The sequence below is a fragment of the Vibrio sp. 1180_3 genome (assembly GCF_029478545.1).
Lineage (GTDB): Bacteria > Pseudomonadota > Gammaproteobacteria > Enterobacterales > Vibrionaceae > Vibrio > Vibrio aestuarianus.
In genome coordinates this window covers 1-17,681 of the sequence record NZ_SJFM01000007.1, presented here as the reverse complement: position 1 = coordinate 17,681, position 17,681 = coordinate 1, and the positions used below count along the sequence as shown (strand labels likewise).

Annotated in this window: 17 protein-coding genes, 1 tRNA gene and 1 rRNA gene; 6 read left to right on the top strand and 13 right to left on the bottom strand. The window is 42.6% G+C overall.

Going from position 1 to position 17,681, the window contains the following annotated elements; genetic code table 11:
* Positions 1 to 249: 249 nt before the first annotated feature.
* Positions 250 to 1,155, bottom strand: coding sequence for a hydrogen peroxide-inducible genes activator (locus EYW48_RS06060; protein WP_053310419.1), 906 nt, complete (start codon positions 1,153 to 1,155; stop codon positions 250 to 252).
* 198 nt (positions 1,156 to 1,353) lie between these two features.
* Here EYW48_RS06060 and EYW48_RS06055 point away from each other — a divergent pair, with 198 nt between their 5' ends.
* Both EYW48_RS06055 and EYW48_RS06050 read left to right on the top strand, forming a co-directional pair.
* Positions 1,354 to 1,965 (top strand): peroxiredoxin C, encoded by a 612-nt coding sequence (locus tag EYW48_RS06055; protein ID WP_053310420.1) that lies wholly within the window; start codon positions 1,354 to 1,356, stop codon positions 1,963 to 1,965.
* A 274-nt stretch (positions 1,966 to 2,239) separates the two neighbouring features.
* Positions 2,240 to 2,977 carry a copper homeostasis protein CutC gene (locus EYW48_RS06050; protein WP_053310421.1) on the top strand — a complete coding sequence of 246 codons (738 nt, stop codon included), beginning with the start codon at positions 2,240 to 2,242 and terminating at the stop codon, positions 2,975 to 2,977.
* Between the two features lie 69 nt (positions 2,978 to 3,046).
* Here the strand turns inward: EYW48_RS06050 and phoU are convergent, their stop codons facing one another.
* The 7 genes from phoU to phoB form a co-directional block, all read right to left on the bottom strand.
* Positions 3,047 to 3,748 (bottom strand): phosphate signaling complex protein PhoU, encoded by a 702-nt coding sequence (gene phoU, locus EYW48_RS06045; protein ID WP_168523110.1) that lies wholly within the window; start codon positions 3,746 to 3,748, stop codon positions 3,047 to 3,049.
* A 36-nt stretch (positions 3,749 to 3,784) separates the two neighbouring features.
* Positions 3,785 to 4,603, bottom strand: coding sequence for a phosphate ABC transporter ATP-binding protein PstB (gene pstB, locus EYW48_RS06040; RefSeq protein WP_277432007.1), 819 nt, complete (start codon positions 4,601 to 4,603; stop codon positions 3,785 to 3,787).
* Positions 4,604 to 4,605: 2 nt separating this feature from the next.
* Positions 4,606 to 6,252 carry a phosphate ABC transporter permease PstA gene (gene pstA / locus EYW48_RS06035; protein ID WP_171980373.1) on the bottom strand — a complete coding sequence of 549 codons (1,647 nt, stop codon included), beginning with the start codon at positions 6,250 to 6,252 and terminating at the stop codon, positions 4,606 to 4,608.
* Positions 6,253 to 6,275: 23 nt separating this feature from the next.
* A complete protein-coding gene (locus EYW48_RS06030; protein ID WP_277432006.1) occupies positions 6,276 to 8,477 on the bottom strand; it encodes an ABC transporter permease subunit in 2,202 nt (733 codons plus the stop codon).
* 255 nt (positions 8,478 to 8,732) lie between these two features.
* On the bottom strand, positions 8,733 to 9,644 hold the full coding sequence (locus EYW48_RS06025) for a phosphate ABC transporter substrate-binding protein (protein ID WP_241772860.1): 912 nt from the start codon (positions 9,642 to 9,644) through the stop codon (positions 8,733 to 8,735).
* 41 nt (positions 9,645 to 9,685) lie between these two features.
* Positions 9,686 to 10,987, bottom strand: coding sequence for a phosphate regulon sensor histidine kinase PhoR (phoR, locus tag EYW48_RS06020; protein ID WP_053310427.1), 1,302 nt, complete (start codon positions 10,985 to 10,987; stop codon positions 9,686 to 9,688).
* Positions 10,988 to 11,007: 20 nt separating this feature from the next.
* Positions 11,008 to 11,697, bottom strand: coding sequence for a phosphate regulon transcriptional regulator PhoB (gene phoB, locus EYW48_RS06015; protein ID WP_053310428.1), 690 nt, complete (start codon positions 11,695 to 11,697; stop codon positions 11,008 to 11,010).
* Positions 11,698 to 11,889: 192 nt separating this feature from the next.
* On the opposite strand from phoB, the gene rdgC reads away from it, so the two are divergent.
* From rdgC to EYW48_RS06000, 3 genes are all read left to right on the top strand, one after another.
* Complete coding sequence (rdgC, locus tag EYW48_RS06010) at positions 11,890 to 12,804, top strand: recombination-associated protein RdgC (protein WP_171980375.1); 915 nt, start codon at positions 11,890 to 11,892, stop codon at positions 12,802 to 12,804.
* A gap of 182 nt (positions 12,805 to 12,986) precedes the next feature.
* Positions 12,987 to 14,387, top strand: coding sequence for a tRNA 5-hydroxyuridine modification protein YegQ (yegQ, locus tag EYW48_RS06005; protein ID WP_171980376.1), 1,401 nt, complete (start codon positions 12,987 to 12,989; stop codon positions 14,385 to 14,387).
* A gap of 1 nt (position 14,388) precedes the next feature.
* The gene (locus tag EYW48_RS06000) at positions 14,389 to 14,643 is read left to right on the top strand and encodes a YfhL family 4Fe-4S dicluster ferredoxin (protein ID WP_171980377.1); all 255 of its coding nucleotides are present in this window, start codon (positions 14,389 to 14,391) and stop codon (positions 14,641 to 14,643) included.
* Between the two features lie 32 nt (positions 14,644 to 14,675).
* On the opposite strand, the gene nfsA is transcribed toward EYW48_RS06000, so the two are convergent.
* Positions 14,676 to 15,398, bottom strand: a complete 723-nt coding sequence (gene nfsA / locus EYW48_RS05995; RefSeq protein ID WP_171980378.1) for an oxygen-insensitive NADPH nitroreductase — start codon at positions 15,396 to 15,398, stop codon at positions 14,676 to 14,678.
* A gap of 13 nt (positions 15,399 to 15,411) precedes the next feature.
* Positions 15,412 to 15,744, bottom strand: coding sequence for a DUF1904 domain-containing protein (locus EYW48_RS05990; RefSeq protein ID WP_053310433.1), 333 nt, complete (start codon positions 15,742 to 15,744; stop codon positions 15,412 to 15,414).
* Positions 15,745 to 15,981: 237 nt separating this feature from the next.
* On the opposite strand from EYW48_RS05990, the gene EYW48_RS05985 reads away from it, so the two are divergent.
* On the top strand, positions 15,982 to 16,395 hold the full coding sequence (locus tag EYW48_RS05985; protein ID WP_053310434.1) for a VF530 family DNA-binding protein: 414 nt from the start codon (positions 15,982 to 15,984) through the stop codon (positions 16,393 to 16,395).
* A 101-nt stretch (positions 16,396 to 16,496) separates the two neighbouring features.
* Here the strand turns inward: EYW48_RS05985 and EYW48_RS05980 are convergent, their stop codons facing one another.
* The 3 genes from EYW48_RS05980 to rrf all read right to left on the bottom strand — a co-directional run bounded on the left by EYW48_RS05980 (position 16,497) and on the right by rrf (position 17,673).
* Positions 16,497 to 16,967, bottom strand: a complete 471-nt coding sequence (locus tag EYW48_RS05980; protein ID WP_053310435.1) for a DUF2127 domain-containing protein — start codon at positions 16,965 to 16,967, stop codon at positions 16,497 to 16,499.
* A gap of 484 nt (positions 16,968 to 17,451) precedes the next feature.
* Positions 17,452 to 17,528, bottom strand: a tRNA-Asp gene (locus EYW48_RS05975).
* 29 nt (positions 17,529 to 17,557) lie between these two features.
* Positions 17,558 to 17,673, bottom strand: a 5S ribosomal RNA gene (rrf, locus tag EYW48_RS05970).
* Positions 17,674 to 17,681 lie beyond the last annotated feature (8 nt).

Genomic DNA, 17,681 nt, shown 5'->3' with positions numbered 1-17,681 from the left:
ATGATAAGCGGATAAGCAGTTGTGTTAATTAATAGTGGAGAACCTAACTCGACGTTTATTTAAACAACACGTCGGACAAAAGCTGTGAAATTGAGGTTGTGAAGTTTTCTTAATTTATGAAATCTTCAACAAGAATTACTTGTAAAATTTTACAAGTCAAAAAACACCAACAGAATAAAAAACTAAAAAGCCCACTAAAAACAGTGAGCTTAAAGTCATTTATCGCATTTCATGGGCTAAGACTAAGTGCTAGAGCAGAGCTGAAACCACATCCGCTAATTGATTAAAAGTCGTAGTTCGAGATGAACTTGGCCGCCATACTAAGCCAATTTCACGGTATGCCTGCTGGCCAGGAGGATCAACGACCACTAAGTTTTGGTTGTCTAACAACCCATGGTCGATGGCCATTTGCGGAATAAAGGTAGTGCCTAAGCCATTGGCGACCATCTGTACCAAGGTATGCAAGCTGGTTGCGGTAAAAGGGTTAATTTTCTCTTTGTCTGTTAGCTTACAAGCTGAAACGGCATGCTCGGTAAGACAGTGTTCATTCTCAAGTAAAAATACTGACTCATCAGGTAGATCATCGTATTTGATAGGTACCCGAATACGGTCAGCCTGATGACGACTGATAACCATTCGAAATGGATCTTTTCCAACGACTCGACTGGCCATGTTGCCTATCTCAATCGGCAGCGCCAAAATCAACACATCCAATTCCCCATGGCGCAATGCGGTTAATAAATTAGCCGTGGTATCTTCTCGCAACAATAAGTTGAGTTTTGGAAAATGCGTGTTTATCTCTTGCACTAAATCGCACAATAGAAAAGGAGCAATCGTCGGAATACACCCCAACTTAAGCTGTCCTTGCATATCATCACCTTGGCATAGTTTACCAAGCTCAACCAAGTCCTGGCCTTTGGCCAATAACTCACGCCCTTGGCTCACCACCAATTCACCCGCATGAGTAAATACTAAAGGGCTTTTTTTGTCTTTCTTTTCATATAAAGGACAACCAATTAGCTCTTCTAAGTTTTGAATACCTTTACTAAGGGTCGATTGGCTAACAAAGCATCTATCAGCCGCATCACTAAAGTGTCGGGTTTCATGAAGTGTCACTAAATAATGTAATTGCTTTAAACTCGGCCATTTATTCATAATTGTATTAGTATCTTATATCATTACTGTCTAATAGATAACGATTCTAGGCTTATCGCTTTTTTCGATTAACTTAATCTATTTATTTCGCTTTTTTCAATACTACAATCTGTACTATAGTTTGTCTCGTTCAAACACGGACTGAACCGAAACAAACTTATCGGTTCGGAACTAAACATAATTCTTAGGAGCAAAAAAATGGTACTAGTTGGTCGTAAAGCCCCTGATTTTACTGCAGCAGCTGTTCTTGGTAACGGTGAAATCGTTGATAGCTTCAACTTCGCAGAATTTACTAAAGGTAAGAAAGCGGTAGTTTTCTTCTACCCACTAGACTTCACTTTCGTTTGCCCATCAGAGCTAATCGCTTTTGACAAGCGTTTCGAAGACTTCCAAGCTAAAGGCGTTGAAGTAATCGGCGTTTCTATCGATTCTCAGTTCTCTCACAACGCATGGCGTAACACTGCTGTTGAGAACGGCGGTATTGGTCAAGTTAAATACCCTCTAGTTGCTGACGTTAAGCATGAAGTTTGTAAAGCATACGATGTAGAGCACCCAGAAGCAGGCGTTGCTTTCCGTGGTTCTTTCCTAATCGACGAAGATGGCCTAGTACGCCACCAAGTTGTTAATGACCTACCACTAGGCCGTAACATCGACGAAATGCTACGTATGGTTGACGCGCTAAACTTCCACCAAAAGAACGGTGAAGTGTGCCCAGCACAATGGGAAGAAGGTAAAGCAGGTATGGATGCATCTCCAAAAGGTGTTGCAGCATTCCTATCTGAGCACTCAGACGACCTAGGCAAGAAATAATTACTCCTTAGCCCGCGCTCAACTCGGGTCAATGGTTGGACATATAATAAAGCGTAAAACGCATCGCCAATCAGTTAAGAAGTAAAGTCCTTATCCAAGCCCAAAGCACTGCTTTGGGCTTTTTTCATGTGTAGAGTAATGCTGCACGGAAATTGTTATACGAAATGAGGTATGTTTACTTGGCAAACTTTACCCCTATTTCCCACTTGCTTCACACAGACTCCAGTATAATTACTTGCTAATATTGGATAAATTTTACAAATAGAGCTTTGCTATGAATACTCAAATTGAAGTCTGCATTGATAATATTGAATCACTGCACAATGCCATTGCAGGTGGTGCAACCCGTATTGAGCTCTGTTCATCACTGGCCTTAGGCGGCTTAACACCGAGTTTTGGTTTGATGAAAAAGGCCGCTGAGATTTCAACTATTCCCGTTTATGCGATGATCCGCCCACGCCAAGGTGATTTCCTTTACGATCAAGACGATATCGACTCAATGTTAATCGATATTGAAATGGCGAAACAAGCAGGGCTGAATGGTATTGTCTTTGGAATTTTGAACCCAAATCGAACCATTAATATTGACGCTAGCCAACAAATGATGAAAGCAGCGCAAGGTTTAGGTAGTACTTTTCACCGCGCTATTGACCAATGCCATAGCTATAAACAAGCAATTGAAGATGTTGCTTCTCTCGGATGTGAGCGAATACTTACTTCAGGTTTAGCACCCAATGCTTATAGTGGAAGATCTGTAATTGCAGAAATGGTGAAGCTTGCAGGTGATCGCTTTTCTATCATGGCGGGCGCAGGGCTAAATGCGAGTAATATTGGCGAGGTGATCAAAGAAACAGGCATTACTGAAATTCACCTATCGAGTAAATCAACCCGAGCCAGTAAAATGGACATGATCGCCAATGCGATAAAAATGGGACACGATTCTATCGATGAGACCTTGATTCCAGTCACCGATGTAGAGTTACTCCAAGAAGTCGTACGTCAGCTCAGTTAGCAACTAGCAACTAGCAACTAGCAACAGAGTAAAGTCTTACATAAAAGGTGAAGGAAAAGTCTTCACCTTTTAAGGTTTAAGTAAGTCATCAATAGATTGCTTGTCTAAATGCCGCACATCTTTACCTTTCACAAAGTAAATAATGTATTCGCAGATATTTTGACAACGGTCTCCAACCCGCTCAATAGCGCGAGCCGACCACATCACTTGCAAAATATGTGGGATATTTTTCGGGTCTTCCATCATGTAGGTCATCAATTGTCGAATGACCGCTTCATATTCAGCGTCTAATTTATCATCCAGTTTGTACACTTCTGCCGCTGACTCAATATCCATTCGAGCAAATGCATCTAACACTTGATGTAACATCGCAATAGCTTGACGACATAAAGGTTCCAGGGAAACGTGAAATTTGCTCTCTTTTACTGAAGGGCTTTCAATCGCAACGTAGGCGATTTTAGTCGCAACATCACCAATTCGCTCAAGATCAGTAATGGTTTTGATGATCGCCATAATTAAACGTAAATCTTTCGCTGTCGGTTGACGTTTAGCTATAATCCGCGTGCAGGCTTCATCGATAGAAACTTCTAATGCATTGACTTTATGATCATCCCGAACCACCTTGCGAGCTAGGTCAGCATCATCTTTATGTAATGCCTGCATCGCAAAAGAAAGTTGTTGCTCCACCAGCCCGCCCATGGTTAAAACATGAGTACGGATTGACTCAAGTTCAACATTAAATTTTCCTGAAATGTGGCGACCTAGCTGCATTATGCTTCCTTTTAAAATACGTTATTGATTAAAATATTAACCATACCTACCAGTAATATAGTCTTCGGTCTGTTTTTTCAATGGTGATGTAAAAATCGAGTCCGTATCCGCATACTCAATCAATTTTCCCATATGGATAAAAGCCGTATGATCGCTCACCCTTGCCGCTTGTTGCATGTTGTGGGTAACAATGACGACCGTGTATTTGGTTTTCAGATCGTTAATCAGCTCTTCGATAGTCAAGGTTGAGATAGGATCAAGTGCCGATGTTGGTTCATCTAATAATAGCACTTCTGGTTCAATAGCTATCGCTCGTGCAATGACCAAACGCTGCTGCTGTCCACCCGATAACCCAAAGGCATTTTCATGCAATCGATGTTTTACTTCATCCCATAACGCAGCTGAACGTAAGGCTCGTTCAACCGCGTCGTCTAAGGTGCGGCTATTTTTAACCCCTTGCAGGCGCAACCCATAAACCACATTTTCATAAATCGACTTAGGAAATGGGTTAGGTCTTTGGAACACCATCCCAACACGACGACGTAAAGTTGCCACATCCACTTCTGGATGATACACATTTTTACCATGCAGCTTGACTTGCCCTTCCACTCGGCACCCTTCGACTAAATCGTTCATACGATTAATGCAACGCAATAGTGTCGACTTTCCACAGCCAGAAGGTCCAATGAAAGCAGTCACCTGCCCCTTAGGAATTCGCATTGAAATATTGCTCAACGCTTGAGTTTGTTTGTAAAACAGGTTGAGCCCTTCTATCGCTATCGCGGTTTGCTTATCGCTCAAATTGTTTACATCTAACGGGGGGTGATAACCCAAAGTTTGATTGATGGAAAACATGCTTAATCTTGCCCCAACGTTCGGTATTTCTCACGCAAATTATTGCGAATACTAATGGCAGTTAAATTCAACGCGACAATAACAGTGACGAGTAAAAAGGAGGTCGCGTAAACCAATGGCCGCGCAGTCTCAATATTGGTAGTTTGAAAACCGACATCATAAATATGAAAGCCTAAATGCATGAACTTGCGTTCTAGATGAACAAATGGAAATTCGCCATCAACGGGTAAGCTAGAAGCCAATTTAACCACACCAACCAACATCAATGGAGCCACTTCACCCGCAGCCCTTGCAATAGCAAGGATCAAGCCGGTAATGATGGCTGGACTTGCCATCGGTAAAACAATCCGCCAAATGGTTTCAAATTGTGTTGCGCCCAAAGCTAAGGAACCATGTCTTACAGAGCTTGGAATTCTTGTTAAACCTTCTTCAGTGGTCACTATCACGACCGGTAAAGTCAGTACGGCTAAGGTTAACGCCGACCACAATAAACCCGGCGTGCCAAAAGTTGGGGCGGGCAGACGCTCGGCATAAAACAGTGCATCAATCGATGAACCTATCGTGTAGACAAAAAAACCAAGACCAAACACCCCATACACAATGGACGGAACCCCAGCCAAGTTTATGACAGCTACTCGAATAACTCGAGTGAACGCATTATCTTTGGCGTATTCATGCAGATAAATGGCAGCTACTACTCCGAGTGGCATCACAATGATTGACATAATCAACACTAAAAACACCGTACCAAATATGGCAGGAAATACACCACCTTCCGAGTTAGATTCACGCGGACTTTGCGATAAAAACACCCAAACTTGTTTTCCCCATTGAGTGACTTTTTGCCCCAAGTTCATGTCGTTGGGATACCAAATATCGAGGATCTGACTCAACGGAATATAGACTCGGCTACCGGTCATATCTTCGACAATCAATGATTGTTGATTTAATTGAGCACGCAATGCATCAAGCTTTTGCTCAGAGAGCACCAACTGGCTATCTAAATCCTCTTTTCTTTGCCTATATTGCGCAAGATAAGTTTCATCTAACTGCCCATTCAACTCTTTACGACGCTTCTCTAAACGCAATTTTTCAGCAGCATTACCAATGACACGGATTTCCTCGGTAATCACATTATCGATTTTTTCTCGCAACAAAGACGCATCACGCATTCCTTGCTCGAGCTGCGCTTGAGCATCTAAACTTTCTTGGCCATTCGCTTGCAAATAGGCGATCGGTTTGCCGTAAAACTGGCCATCACGCACACGCTCGATCACAGCCCAGCCGCTAGGCTTTTGCTTATCCGATAATTTGACATCCAAAATAGAGACAAAATCAGCATGAGTTAACTCTCGGTTTGCCACTTTAATACTAAGACGATTAACCTCACCAGACACTAATGCCTCTGGCGGCCAATCAATGTTAACCTCTCGCAGGTGAGTCAACGGCACCTGTTCTTGAGAATAGAGTTGCCCAACAAGTTTCTTGCCGTCACTGGTTTGCCACTGATAAAGTGGTGTAGGCCAGAAATAGGTCAACCCTTTCCAACCAATCAATAGTAGTAACCCTAAAACAGAAATCAGGCTGAGACTGACAGCTCCGCCCGTTAACCATATCCAAGGTGCTCCTGATTTAATCCACTTAAACATTCGGGATTGTTATTCCTAATTGATTACAAGGCACGATATTTTTCTCGCAACCGCTGTCTAACCCATTCAGCTACTGAATTCACAAAAAAGGTGAAGATAAATAATAATAAGGCCGCCAAAAATAGTAAGCGATAGTGGCTATTACCCACTTCAGATTCTGGCAATTCAACCGCTATCGTTGCTGAAAGTGTTCTCATTCCTTCCAAGATATTCCAATCTAAAATAGGTGTATTTCCTGTTGCCATTAAGACAATCATTGTTTCACCCACGGCACGCCCTAGTCCCATCATAATCGCAGAAAAAATGCCAGGGCTGGCCGTTAGCAACACCACATGGATTAAAGTCTGCCAAGAGGTCGCCCCTAACGCCAATGAACCATCAGAAAGATGTTTGGGAACAGAAAAAATAGCGTCTTCTGCAATGGTGAAAATCGTAGGAATAACCGCAAAGCCCATAGCGAATCCGACAACCAAAGCATTACGTTGATCAAAGTCTATTCCATGTTGCGCTAAGTAAATTCGAATGTCGCCATCGAACAACCACATTTCTATTTGACTACTGTGAGAAAAAATAAGTGCAGCACTGAGCACCAGCACCGGAATTAAAATCAGCGCATGCCAACCATTGGCGAAATGACGAATCCACCTTTTGGGTAACAAGTACCAGATGATACCAACGAGCAACATAACTATTGGTAAACCCAACATTAACGCCCCTACCGCAGCTAAATGGCTCTCAACAAGCGGTGCAAACCAAAGACCCGCTAAAAAGCCAATAATCACCGTTGGCAACGCTTCCATCAATTCAATTGATGGTTTAACGACGCGGCGCATTTTTGGTGCCATAAAATAGGCAGTATAGATCGCGCCCAGTACCGCGATAGGAACGGCAAACAACATCGCATAAGCTGCGGCTTTAAGTGTGCCAAAAGCAATCGGCACTAGGCTAAACTTGGCCTCAAACTCATCATTTGCTGATGTCGATTGCCATACGTATTCAGGTTGTGGGTAACCCTCGTACCAGACTTTTTGCCATAACGAAGAAAACGATATTTCTGGATAATCGTTGTCAATTTTTGCCACATTTAGCTGTTGGTCATTCAATGTAACCAAATACAGCTCGTTATTCGACATCGCCGCTAATTGGGGCGCTTTGTTATACACTCGCTCAAATAGCACCAATTTTTCGCTCGTCGTATAGTGGCTTTGTACGGTGCCATTGGGGTAAAAACTATAAAAACCTTTACGATAACTATCTGGTAATAAAAATTGCACCTGAGGAGCCAGTTTAAACTCCCTAATATGGGTTAACTTACGCTCGCCATTTTGTAACACATCAAACCACTGTGATACTCGGCCATCATGGTGAGTAGCCAAAAGAGAATAGGCTCCTGAGAGTAAGTTTAGTTGAACAACCTGATGTTGTTCATTGCCTTGACTTAAATCGACAATCTCTCGTACGAAATAACTCCCCTCGGACTGAGTCACCACTACTAGGTCTGACCCCATACGCAGATAAAGCGTTTTTCCATCCGGCGTAAAGAGCATCTGATCAACCTTAGAAAACTGAGCCGGGAACGTAAAACGCTGCCAAAGCTGAGCTGAATGCCTTGCCCCCCATTGAATGGTGACTTGTCCAGTATCAGTATACGCAGCAAAAAATACATCATCACTTCCGACGGCAAACGTAAACCGCTCAAGGACTTGATCGTCACTCGCGAGAAGCAGCTCGGCAGGCAAAGGCAAGTATTCCACATCAGGAGTCAACTGCCGGCCTTGCTTACTTGGTAGGGAGTTAAATTGAGGACGGGCTACCACAACCCGATTGCTAGCATCAGCGACTGCAAACCAACCATCATTGACCGTTGATGAAGAAAATAGAGCGGGTTTAATCGCTAATCTCTGCGACCACTTAGCGCGGTTATCACTCGAATCGAGAGACCAAAACGTCATTCGCCCATCATGGTCAAAAATAAAGGCATTTTCACCATACTCATCAATCGACAATAACTGAGGATCAACAGCCGTCACAGCAGATTGTGCAACATTACTCTCAATTTTGGGGCTACCAAACAACGGGAAAACTACCATAGCCAGATAGACAAAAATCAGCACTAGCGCGCCTAATACACTAATGCCGCCGATGTTCACTGCAAGTCGAAACAAACGATCTTTAATCAGTCGTTTTTGGTCTCGTTCCTTCAATGAAAATTCGGCTGGTGCCATCGCTGTCTCTACCTATACTTTTCTGAGCATACAATATGTAATTTGCATGACAATTATATTACAGCTCGCAATAAATAACTGAAAAGAAAACAACTATATTAGGCTTGCTCCCTTGAAACAAAGATGCCACATCAAAGAAAAAACAGATAATTGGTTGAATTCAAGTAGTAGAGTTCTAAATTGTACCTATGAGTTCAATAGAATCACTCCCAAGATAGATCAGTCGGTATTAAACAAAGCGAGTATTAATGTTCGCTATTCAATACCGACCTTAGCGAGCTCTTGTTTTGCAAATTCAGCACTAATGGGAACATACCCGTCCTTTTCAACTAACGCTTGTCCCTGACGAGAAAAAATAAAGCGGATAAACTCGCGCTGAATAGGTGAAAAGTCTCGTGTTGGGTGTTTATTCACATAGACGTAAAGATAACGAGATAACGGATATTTCCCCGACAAAATGTTCTCTTGACTAGCTTCAACATACTCACGGCCTTGCTTAGCTATTGGAATTAACTTAACACCGGAAACTTGATAGCCAACACCGGAATAACCAATGGTATTGATTGATGAAGCAACCGACTGCACTACCGAAGCTGAACCTGGCTGCTCATTGACGTTTTTTTTGAAATCACCACCACACAGCGCATTCAATTTAAAGTAACCATAAGTTCCTGATACAGAATTACGACCAAACAGCTGAATACCCCGTTTGGCCCAAGCGTAATCCACACCTAGCTCAGACCAAGTATTGATCGGCTGATTAGCCCCACAACGCAATGTGGATGAGAAAACGCTGTCGAGCTGCACAAAGTTCAACCCTTGAACAGGGTTATCTTTGTGAACAAAAATACCAATAGCGTCAATCGCCACTCGCAGAGCTGTAGGCTTATAGCCATGCATCCGCTCAAAAGCTTCAATTTCTCGGCTACGCATCGGGCGGCTCATCGGTCCAAATTGTGCCGTTCCCTCCGTTAATGCCGGTGGCGCGGTTGATGAACCAGAAGCTTGGACTTGCGCATCAATATTCGGATAAACGTTTTTAAACTCTTCCACCCACAAGGTAGTCATCCCCGCGAGCGTATCTGAACCAACCGACAACAAACTCCCCGCCACACCCGACGTTTTTTTATAATCAGGTAGAGACGCAGTAACAAGATGCGAAAACATCAAGCAAGAAAATATCACGAATGGTTTCAATACCTTTTTCATCATGATCTCACAACCAAACGCTTTGGCAGTACAAATGAAAACTGACTACCGACGCCAACTTCACTGCGTATCTCTAAATGTGAATCGTGGTGAGAAAGTGCATGTTTTACAATCGCTAAACCTAAACCACTGCCGCCTGTATCACGAGAGCGTGCTTTATCCACCCGGTAAAAACGTTCGGTTAAACGATGTAAATGTTGCGGTTCAATACCATCGCCCTTATCAGTAACCTCAAGACAAGCACCTTGCGTATTTTGATACCAACGCACATTAATTTCCGCACCGGGCGGGGTATATTTCACCGCGTTATAGACAAGATTTGAAATCGCACTACGTAGTTGATCTTCATCCGCTAGCACCTTTAACTGCTTATCGACACTAAAATACAGTTTGTGATGATGATCTCCACTCAGACTCAGTGCTTCTTTTTCAAGAATTTCGAGCATGGCTGGTACATTAACTACATCTTCCAATTCATGCATTGGCGCTGCTTCAATTTTGGAGAGCGTTAAGAGCTGATTAACTAAACTGTTCATTCGGTTCAGCTGCTCTGTCATGACTCCATGCGCTTTTGGCCACATCGGCCCCACAAGCATGTCAGGATCTTCGGTCATCTCAAGATAACCTTGTAGTACAGTCATTGGTGTTCGAAGCTCATGAGAGACGTTAGCAAAAAAGTTACGGCGCATACCTTCAAGCTGTTTTAACTGAGTCACATCACGCACTACCATCAAATGCTCACCGTCTGTATACGGCACAATACGCAGTTCAAGCATACGTTCTACATTGAGCGGTGAGCGCATTTCAAGTGGCTCGCTGAAATCATTTTTTTGCAGATATTTGATAAAATCTGGAGCGCGTAACAAATTCGAGATAGGTTGTCCTGCGTCATCTGGCCAGCGAAAACCGAGTAAATGCTGCGCAAGACGGTTACACCAAACAATGTTGCCTTCGTCGCGAAATACCACCACCGCATCAGGAAGTGATTCTGCACCATTACGAAAACGGCGGATTAAATTGGTCAGCTCTTTGCGCTTTTTTCGCTGCCGCTGTTGAAGACGATAAATCCCATTAAACAAGGATTCCCAGTTGCCAGAACCAGAAGGCGGTGTTAAACGTTTTTCATCCCACAACCAGGCAGAAAGGCGCATTTGGTTGTGCAAATGCCACACCAATTGCAACACTGTTGCCGCAAGCAGCAGCCAGGGCATGTAGCCGAAGATCCACCCGATCACGATCCAAGGGGAGTAAAAAAAAGCCAGCTCCCAAGCTAGCCTTTTCCACGTAAGTCGTTCAACCATTCAGTTCCTCAATTCCGTCTTTAAGCTTTGATCGAGAAGCGATAACCGGCACCACGTACGGTTTGAATCAGCTTGTCATGCCCCGCTTCCTCTAAAGCTTTTCTTAAGCGACGAATATGAACATCAACCGTACGATCTTCTACATAAACATTAGTGCCCCATACATTATTGAGCAGCTGTTCGCGGCTATATACTCGCTCTTGGTGCGTCATGAAGAAGTGGAGCATTTTGAATTCAGTCGGCCCCATATCTAATGGCTGCTCGTTGGCGGTAACGCGGTGAGAGACTGGGTCTAACTTTAGACCTTGTACATCAATCACATCTTCAAGAGCGGTAGGAGTAACGCGACGAATAACGGCTTTAAGGCGAGCCACCAGCTCTTTGGGAGAAAAAGGCTTTGTTATATAGTCATCAGCCCCAACTTCGAGGCCACGTACCTTATCTTCTTCTTCACCACGAGCAGTGAGCATTACCACTGGAATATTGCGGGTCAGTTCTTCACGTTTCATGTGTTTGATAAAGTTAATACCACTGCCACCAGGTAACATCCAATCTAATAACACGAGATCAGGGAAGGGTTCAGCGAGTTTGTTTACCGCAGTATCGTAGTCTTCGGCCTCTACCGCTTGGTAACCTTTTTGCTCAAGTACGAAGCATAGCATTTCACGAATTGGGGCTTCGTCTTCAACAACCAGAATCCTTCTAGACATAATTGAACAACCTTTCTATGTAATCAACGCTATGCATTATGAGAAACAATTATGACACTTTTGTGACCTTTGAAAACAATTTTTCATATAACTTTCTTATCAAGTTCATGTTTATATTTTGAAATTGGTTTAAGACTTTAACACTTAAATCCCCTATCATGTTGCGTCTTCTAATAAGGTAAGAGAAAGAATATGTGGTTTAAAAACTGTATGGTTTATCGTGTTAATCGCGATGTTGAATTTAATGCTGACAAACTTGAAGAACAACTGGCTGAATTTCGTTTTACGCCATGCGGGAGTCAAGATAAGCAGAAATTTGGCTGGGTTCATGCGATGGGAAGACACGGTGACATGATGACTCATGTCTCTGAAGACCGTATTCTGATCTGCGCGAAAAAAGAAGAAAAAATGCTTCCTGCATCGGTTATTAAAGAATCTTTAAATGCCAAAGTAGAAGCGATAGAAGCTGAAGAAGGTCGTCCTCTCAAAAAGAAAGAAAAAGACAACCTGAAAGAAGACATTGTGATTGATCTTCTACCACGAGCTTTCAGCCGTAGTAATCTCACTTTCGTTCTGATCCTACCAAAGCAAGGGCTTATTCTTGTTGATGCAGCAAGCTATAAAAAAGCAGAAGACGTATTAGCACTTCTGCGTAAAACCATGGGCAGCTTACCCGTTGTACCAGCGATTCCAGAACAAGCGGTTGAAACCACGTTGACGGCATGGGTGAAAAGTGGTGATTTACCTCAAGGCTTTACTTTACTTGAAGAAGCAGAACTCAAATCGCTATTAGAAGACGGTGCTGTTATTCGTTGTAAGAAGCAAGAATTGACCAGTGATGAGATTTTAAGTCATATCGAAGCCAATAAAGTCGTCACAAAACTCTCTTTAAATTGGCAAGATCGCATCAGCTTCATTTTGGCTGAAGATTGCAGCATAAAACGTTTAGCATTTAGTGATGATCTTAAAGATCAGAATGATGACATTCCACGCGAAGATCCTACTGCACGCTTTGATGCAGACTTTTCTCTGATGTGTGGCGAAATATCAGCCTTCTTACCTAACCTGTTTGAAGCTCTGGGTGGTTTACCTCACCCAGAGGCATAGTTTCCTCATCCATTTGCAAGAATCAAAGAGTTAAAGCCTGATATCCATACAGTAAATCAGGCTTTTTTTCCTATCCCTAACTATCGCCCTAGGCACATCTCTTTTTTTGGCGTAAAATTTGCGCCCCTCCAATACCATTAGGTGGTATTGGCCTGACTTGAGATCAGAATTAGAGAATAGCAATGAGCACAAATAAACCTTTCGTACCTGAACTACTATCACCAGCAGGCAGTTTAAAAAATATGCGTTATGCATTCGCCTATGGTGCTGATGCGGTTTACGCTGGACAGCCGCGCTACAGTCTTCGTGTACGTAACAACGAATTCAATCATGAAAATCTGCAAATTGGTATCGATGAAGCACACGCTTTAGGCAAGAAACTGTATGTGGTTTGTAATATCCAACCTCATAACTCGAAACTAAAAACGTTCATTCGCGATCTAAAACCGGTTGTTGATATGGGTCCAGATGCACTGATCATGTCAGACCCTGGTCTTATCATGATGGTTCGTGAAGCATTTCCAGAAATGCCGATTCACCTTTCAGTACAGGCTAATGCTGTTAACTGGGCAACCGTTAAGTTTTGGGCATCTCAAGGGGTGGAACGTGTCATTCTTTCCCGTGAGCTTTCGCTAGAAGAAATTGAAGAAATTCGCCAACAATGCCCTGATACTGAGCTAGAGATTTTCGTGCATGGCGCGCTTTGCATGGCGTATTCAGGCCGTTGTCTATTGTCTGGTTATATCAATAAGCGCGATCCAAACCAAGGCACTTGCACTAATGCTTGCCGTTGGGAATATAAAGTCGAGACAGCTAAAGAAGATGAATCTGGCCAAATTGTTGAAAAATTTGATCCAGCAGCGATTCAAACAATCGAAGTACAAGAAGAGCGCCCTGATAATACGCTTGGCTTAGGTAAACCGATTGATGATGTGGTATTGCTGTCAGAAAGCCATCGTCCAGAAGAAAAAATGGCTGCGTTCGAAGATGAGCATGGTACTTACATCATGAACTCAAAAGATTTGCGTGCGGTACAACACGTAGAGCGCCTCACTCAAATGGGTGTCCACTCTCTCAAAATCGAAGGTCGTACCAAGTCTTTCTATTACTGTGCTCGTACTGCTCAAGTTTACCGCAAAGCCATTGACGATGCGGTTGCAGGTAAGCCGTTTGATGAAAATTTAATGGGTACTTTAGAAAGCCTAGCTCACCGTGGTTACACCGAAGGCTTCCTACGTCGTCATACTCATGATACTTACCAAAACTACGATTACGGTTATTCCGTATCTGATTCACAGCAATTTGTCGGTGAATTTACAGGCAAACGCCGCGGTGAAATGGCTGAAGTTGAAGTAAAGAACAAGTTTATCTTAGGCGATAGTTTAGAGCTGATGACACCAAAAGGTAACGTGGTGTTCACGTTAGAAGCAATGGAAAATCGTAAAGGTGAAACCGTAGACGATGCAAAAGGAAATGGGCACTTTGTTTATATTCCTGTTCCTGAAGAATTGGATTTAAACTTTGGCTTGTTAATGCGTAACTTAAATGCTGGTCAGGATACCCGTAACCCTGTAGGTAAGTAACATGGCATTACTGATCACAAAGAAATGCATTAATTGTGATATGTGTGATCCTGAGTGCCCGAATGGTGCCATCTCAATGGGTAGCAGTATCTACGAAATTGATCCAAATTTATGCACAGAATGTAAGGGACATTACGACAAACCAACTTGTCAATCTGTATGTCCTATCACTAACTGCATCATCACCGATCCTAAGCACATCGAAACTGAGAGTGAACTACTCGAAAAGTTTGTCATCATTCAAGGTTTAGCCTGATAAAAAAGCCCAATCGAACGATTGGGCTTTTTTTATTTACTAGCCAGTCCTTTGCTTTTTAAATAATCCAACATAAAAGGGCGAGACTCTTGAGATAATTTAGCCGTGATTTGTTGTGACCACATTTCTTGCTTAGCATTGGTTACACGTGATTGATAATACTCAAGCATGGTTTGATCGTATTGTTTAATCGCATTCTGATCGAGTTTTTGGTAACCATCTTGGTGGACAATCACAGTAGGACTTAAGCGAGGTTTTAGCTGAGGATCTTGAGCTGGATGACCTAAGCACATACCAAACAGAACGGCACAATACTTAGGAAGTTCTAACAACTCATCAACTTCTTTAGGTGAGTTTCTTAATCCACCAATATAAACACCACCCAACCCCATCGATTCTGCGGCGAGTAAACAATTTTGCGCCATGATCCCTGCATCAACAGCTCCGATAAGTGTCAACTCCATAAACTCAGGTTTAACTTCCGGATTCATTGCATAGTGACGTTGATAATCAATACAAAAAACTAAAAATTCTGCTGCGGTAGCCACATAGGCTTGATTACCAGCCAGCTTAGCTAATTGCTCACGCTTCGACTTATCCGTCACTCGAATAACAGAATTCACTTGCAACAAGCTCGATGAAGACGCGGCAATGCCAGATGAAATAATCGCATCCATTTGTTCTTGAGAAATCGGCTGTTCGGTAAATGAGCGAATAGAACGATGAGAAAGAATAGTTTCAACAACAGAATTCATTCAGATTTCCCTCTCAATAGTGTTTCGCATTGTCGTAGTAAGCGCTCGGCTCCAAAGCCGTAAAAATAACCGCTACATTATTGTCTTCACCAACAATTTCTTTTACTTGTTTCGTGACCACTTGAGCAACCGTATCTCTAACCTCTTGGCCACGTTCAAACCAAAATACCTCAACAAAAGGATAAGCTGGACTCACTTCACCTTCATGAAAAAACGTGGTGTAAATATATTCAAACGTAAAATCTTCACGTGGTGATCCCATCACTGACTCCAACTCATCAATTAAGGGCTTTGATAAAGCTTGGACAGTTTGAGGTTCAACAGCTCGAAATCTAAAATGCGGCATAGTGAGTTTCCCTTATCGTTAAGTGAAACTATCATAGCAGGAAGATAGATGGTGGGCGAGGTTGTCTCAAGCAAGCAGTTATTCATAACGATAATAATAGGGATGCTAAGCTAACTCTGTTAGAATTGCCCGCCCTCAAACCTTGATACAACGGCTTAATAAACGTATCAAGGTGTAATTGAAGATTTGTACGCAAATCCAGCCAGCTTTGCTTAGTTAGATACTTAGGAACTCGTTATGATGACTGATGAAGAAAGAATTGAATTACAAAAGAACAACCCATTACACGGTCTTAAGTTAGAAACGTTAATACAAGAGCTAGTCGATTTTTACGGTTGGGATATTCTAGATACCGCGATGCGTTTTAACTGTTTTCACACTAACCCATCGGTTGCGAGCAGTGTTAAGTATTTAAATAAAACAGATTGGGCAAGAGAAAAATTAGAGAATTTTTACCTATACCGTTTTAAGCGTATGCCTCGTGCATCTAGCGAAGAGTATGATTTACCACCTCGAGCTCGCACCTTTGCACATGGGCTTAAGCCAAAAGAGCCAATGGAACTCACTGTTGATTCAATTTTGAAGTCGCAAGCCAAAGCGGCATCGGCTCATAAAGAGCGTTCTTCTCGTGGACGCCAATTCCGCCGTTAGTTAACTGACAACTAGTATGCAAAACAAAGAGTCAAATGTGGTTAGCTGTGTTTGACTCTTTTAGCTTTTGTGAAGATGGATATAAGCCAAGTTTGGTTTAACTAGTTTAAATAAGTAAACTCCTTGCGCTTACTCAGAAGGATTCCCGCCATATACCAAACAACAATGATATTTAAGATAAAAATACTGATACCTAACATACTGGTATGGATAATTATTTCATATATTTCAAACGGTATATAGATTGCTCCGCTAACCAACGCAAACCATTCAACCCAAACCAATCCTTTCCACAAACCATACGCCTCAACGAAGCGGATCAATGAGTAAGCAAAAGCTCCTATCGCAGCTAAGCCCACACTACTATCTGAGAATGTACTCGCCGCATGAATAAAAACACTAGGCAAATGACTTGCAGGATTTAAATGTGCATGACTAACAATGGACTCAGCAACTTGTTGTAAGTTGCGGCCAGCCAGCGTATGAAGACCAAAAGCCACCAAAAGAGAACATAGCCCCTTGAAAGCCTCTAATGTCGCGACAACTTTCAACCCACTTTTCGATGATGTCATATCAACCTGTATCAACTTGCTTTTTAAAACCGTATACCACCATAAAGTCAATCATTCGGCAACTATATAAGAAATAAGGCTACATACACTCAATATTAACGTGCAGATAGGTGAAGCTAAAATCGCACTAATCACAGTAAGTAAGTAAGTAAGTAAGTAAGTAAGTAAGTAAGTAAGTAATCAGAAATAGCGTAGGAAAAATGCTTAATGGCAAGGCGGAATTTTTCGATAAGTAGTTACTCTACAATTAACAATTCTAATGTCGGTATCGAGTATTTTAACAAGCTAGGATGACCAATTGTTTACTAAGTCTGAGTTAACCTTAAATTAATTTTGTGGTCACTTCTGAGAGACGGTATCTGCAACGATAGCAATAATACATGGGAAGAAAAGAGAGGCTGGTGGAAGGAAAATAAGTGACGAGTATAGCTTAATGCCCTAAACGCAAAAAACCCCAGCATTGCTGCTGAGGTTTCTAATAAAGTGGCGGAGCGGACGGGACTCGAACCCGCGACCCCCGGCGTGACAGGCCGGTATTCTAACCAACTGAACTACCGCTCCGCTGCGTGTCTGGTTAGACAATATTCAAAGCCTGGCGATGTCCTACTCTCACATGGGGAAGCCCCACACTACCATTGGCGCTATTGCGTTTCACTTCTGAGTTCGGCATGGAATCAGGTGGGTCCGCAACGCTATGGTCGCCAAGCAAATTCT

Excerpts from the sequence above, each read along its gene's own strand:
- EYW48_RS06060 (WP_053310419.1), bottom strand. The coding sequence starts at position 1,155 with ATGAATAAATGGCCGAGTTTAAAGCAATTACATTATTTAGTGACACTT.
- EYW48_RS06055 (WP_053310420.1), top strand. The coding sequence starts at position 1,354 with ATGGTACTAGTTGGTCGTAAAGCCCCTGATTTTACTGCAGCAGCTGTT.
- EYW48_RS06050 (WP_053310421.1), top strand. The coding sequence starts at position 2,240 with ATGAATACTCAAATTGAAGTCTGCATTGATAATATTGAATCACTGCAC.
- phoU (WP_168523110.1), bottom strand. The coding sequence starts at position 3,748 with ATGCAGCTAGGTCGCCACATTTCAGGAAAATTTAATGTTGAACTTGAG.
- pstB (WP_277432007.1), bottom strand. The coding sequence starts at position 4,603 with ATGTTTTCCATCAATCAAACTTTGGGTTATCACCCCCCGTTAGATGTA.
- pstA (WP_171980373.1), bottom strand. The coding sequence starts at position 6,252 with ATGTTTAAGTGGATTAAATCAGGAGCACCTTGGATATGGTTAACGGGC.
- EYW48_RS06030 (WP_277432006.1), bottom strand. The coding sequence starts at position 8,477 with ATGGCACCAGCCGAATTTTCATTGAAGGAACGAGACCAAAAACGACTG.
- EYW48_RS06025 (WP_241772860.1), bottom strand. The coding sequence starts at position 9,644 with ATGTTTTCGCATCTTGTTACTGCGTCTCTACCTGATTATAAAAAAACG.
- phoR (WP_053310427.1), bottom strand. The coding sequence starts at position 10,987 with ATGGTTGAACGACTTACGTGGAAAAGGCTAGCTTGGGAGCTGGCTTTT.
- phoB (WP_053310428.1), bottom strand. The coding sequence starts at position 11,697 with ATGTCTAGAAGGATTCTGGTTGTTGAAGACGAAGCCCCAATTCGTGAA.
- rdgC (WP_171980375.1), top strand. The coding sequence starts at position 11,890 with ATGTGGTTTAAAAACTGTATGGTTTATCGTGTTAATCGCGATGTTGAA.
- yegQ (WP_171980376.1), top strand. The coding sequence starts at position 12,987 with ATGAGCACAAATAAACCTTTCGTACCTGAACTACTATCACCAGCAGGC.
- EYW48_RS06000 (WP_171980377.1), top strand. The coding sequence starts at position 14,389 with ATGGCATTACTGATCACAAAGAAATGCATTAATTGTGATATGTGTGAT.
- nfsA (WP_171980378.1), bottom strand. The coding sequence starts at position 15,398 with ATGAATTCTGTTGTTGAAACTATTCTTTCTCATCGTTCTATTCGCTCA.
- EYW48_RS05990 (WP_053310433.1), bottom strand. The coding sequence starts at position 15,744 with ATGCCGCATTTTAGATTTCGAGCTGTTGAACCTCAAACTGTCCAAGCT.
- EYW48_RS05985 (WP_053310434.1), top strand. The coding sequence starts at position 15,982 with ATGATGACTGATGAAGAAAGAATTGAATTACAAAAGAACAACCCATTA.
- EYW48_RS05980 (WP_053310435.1), bottom strand. The coding sequence starts at position 16,967 with ATGACATCATCGAAAAGTGGGTTGAAAGTTGTCGCGACATTAGAGGCT.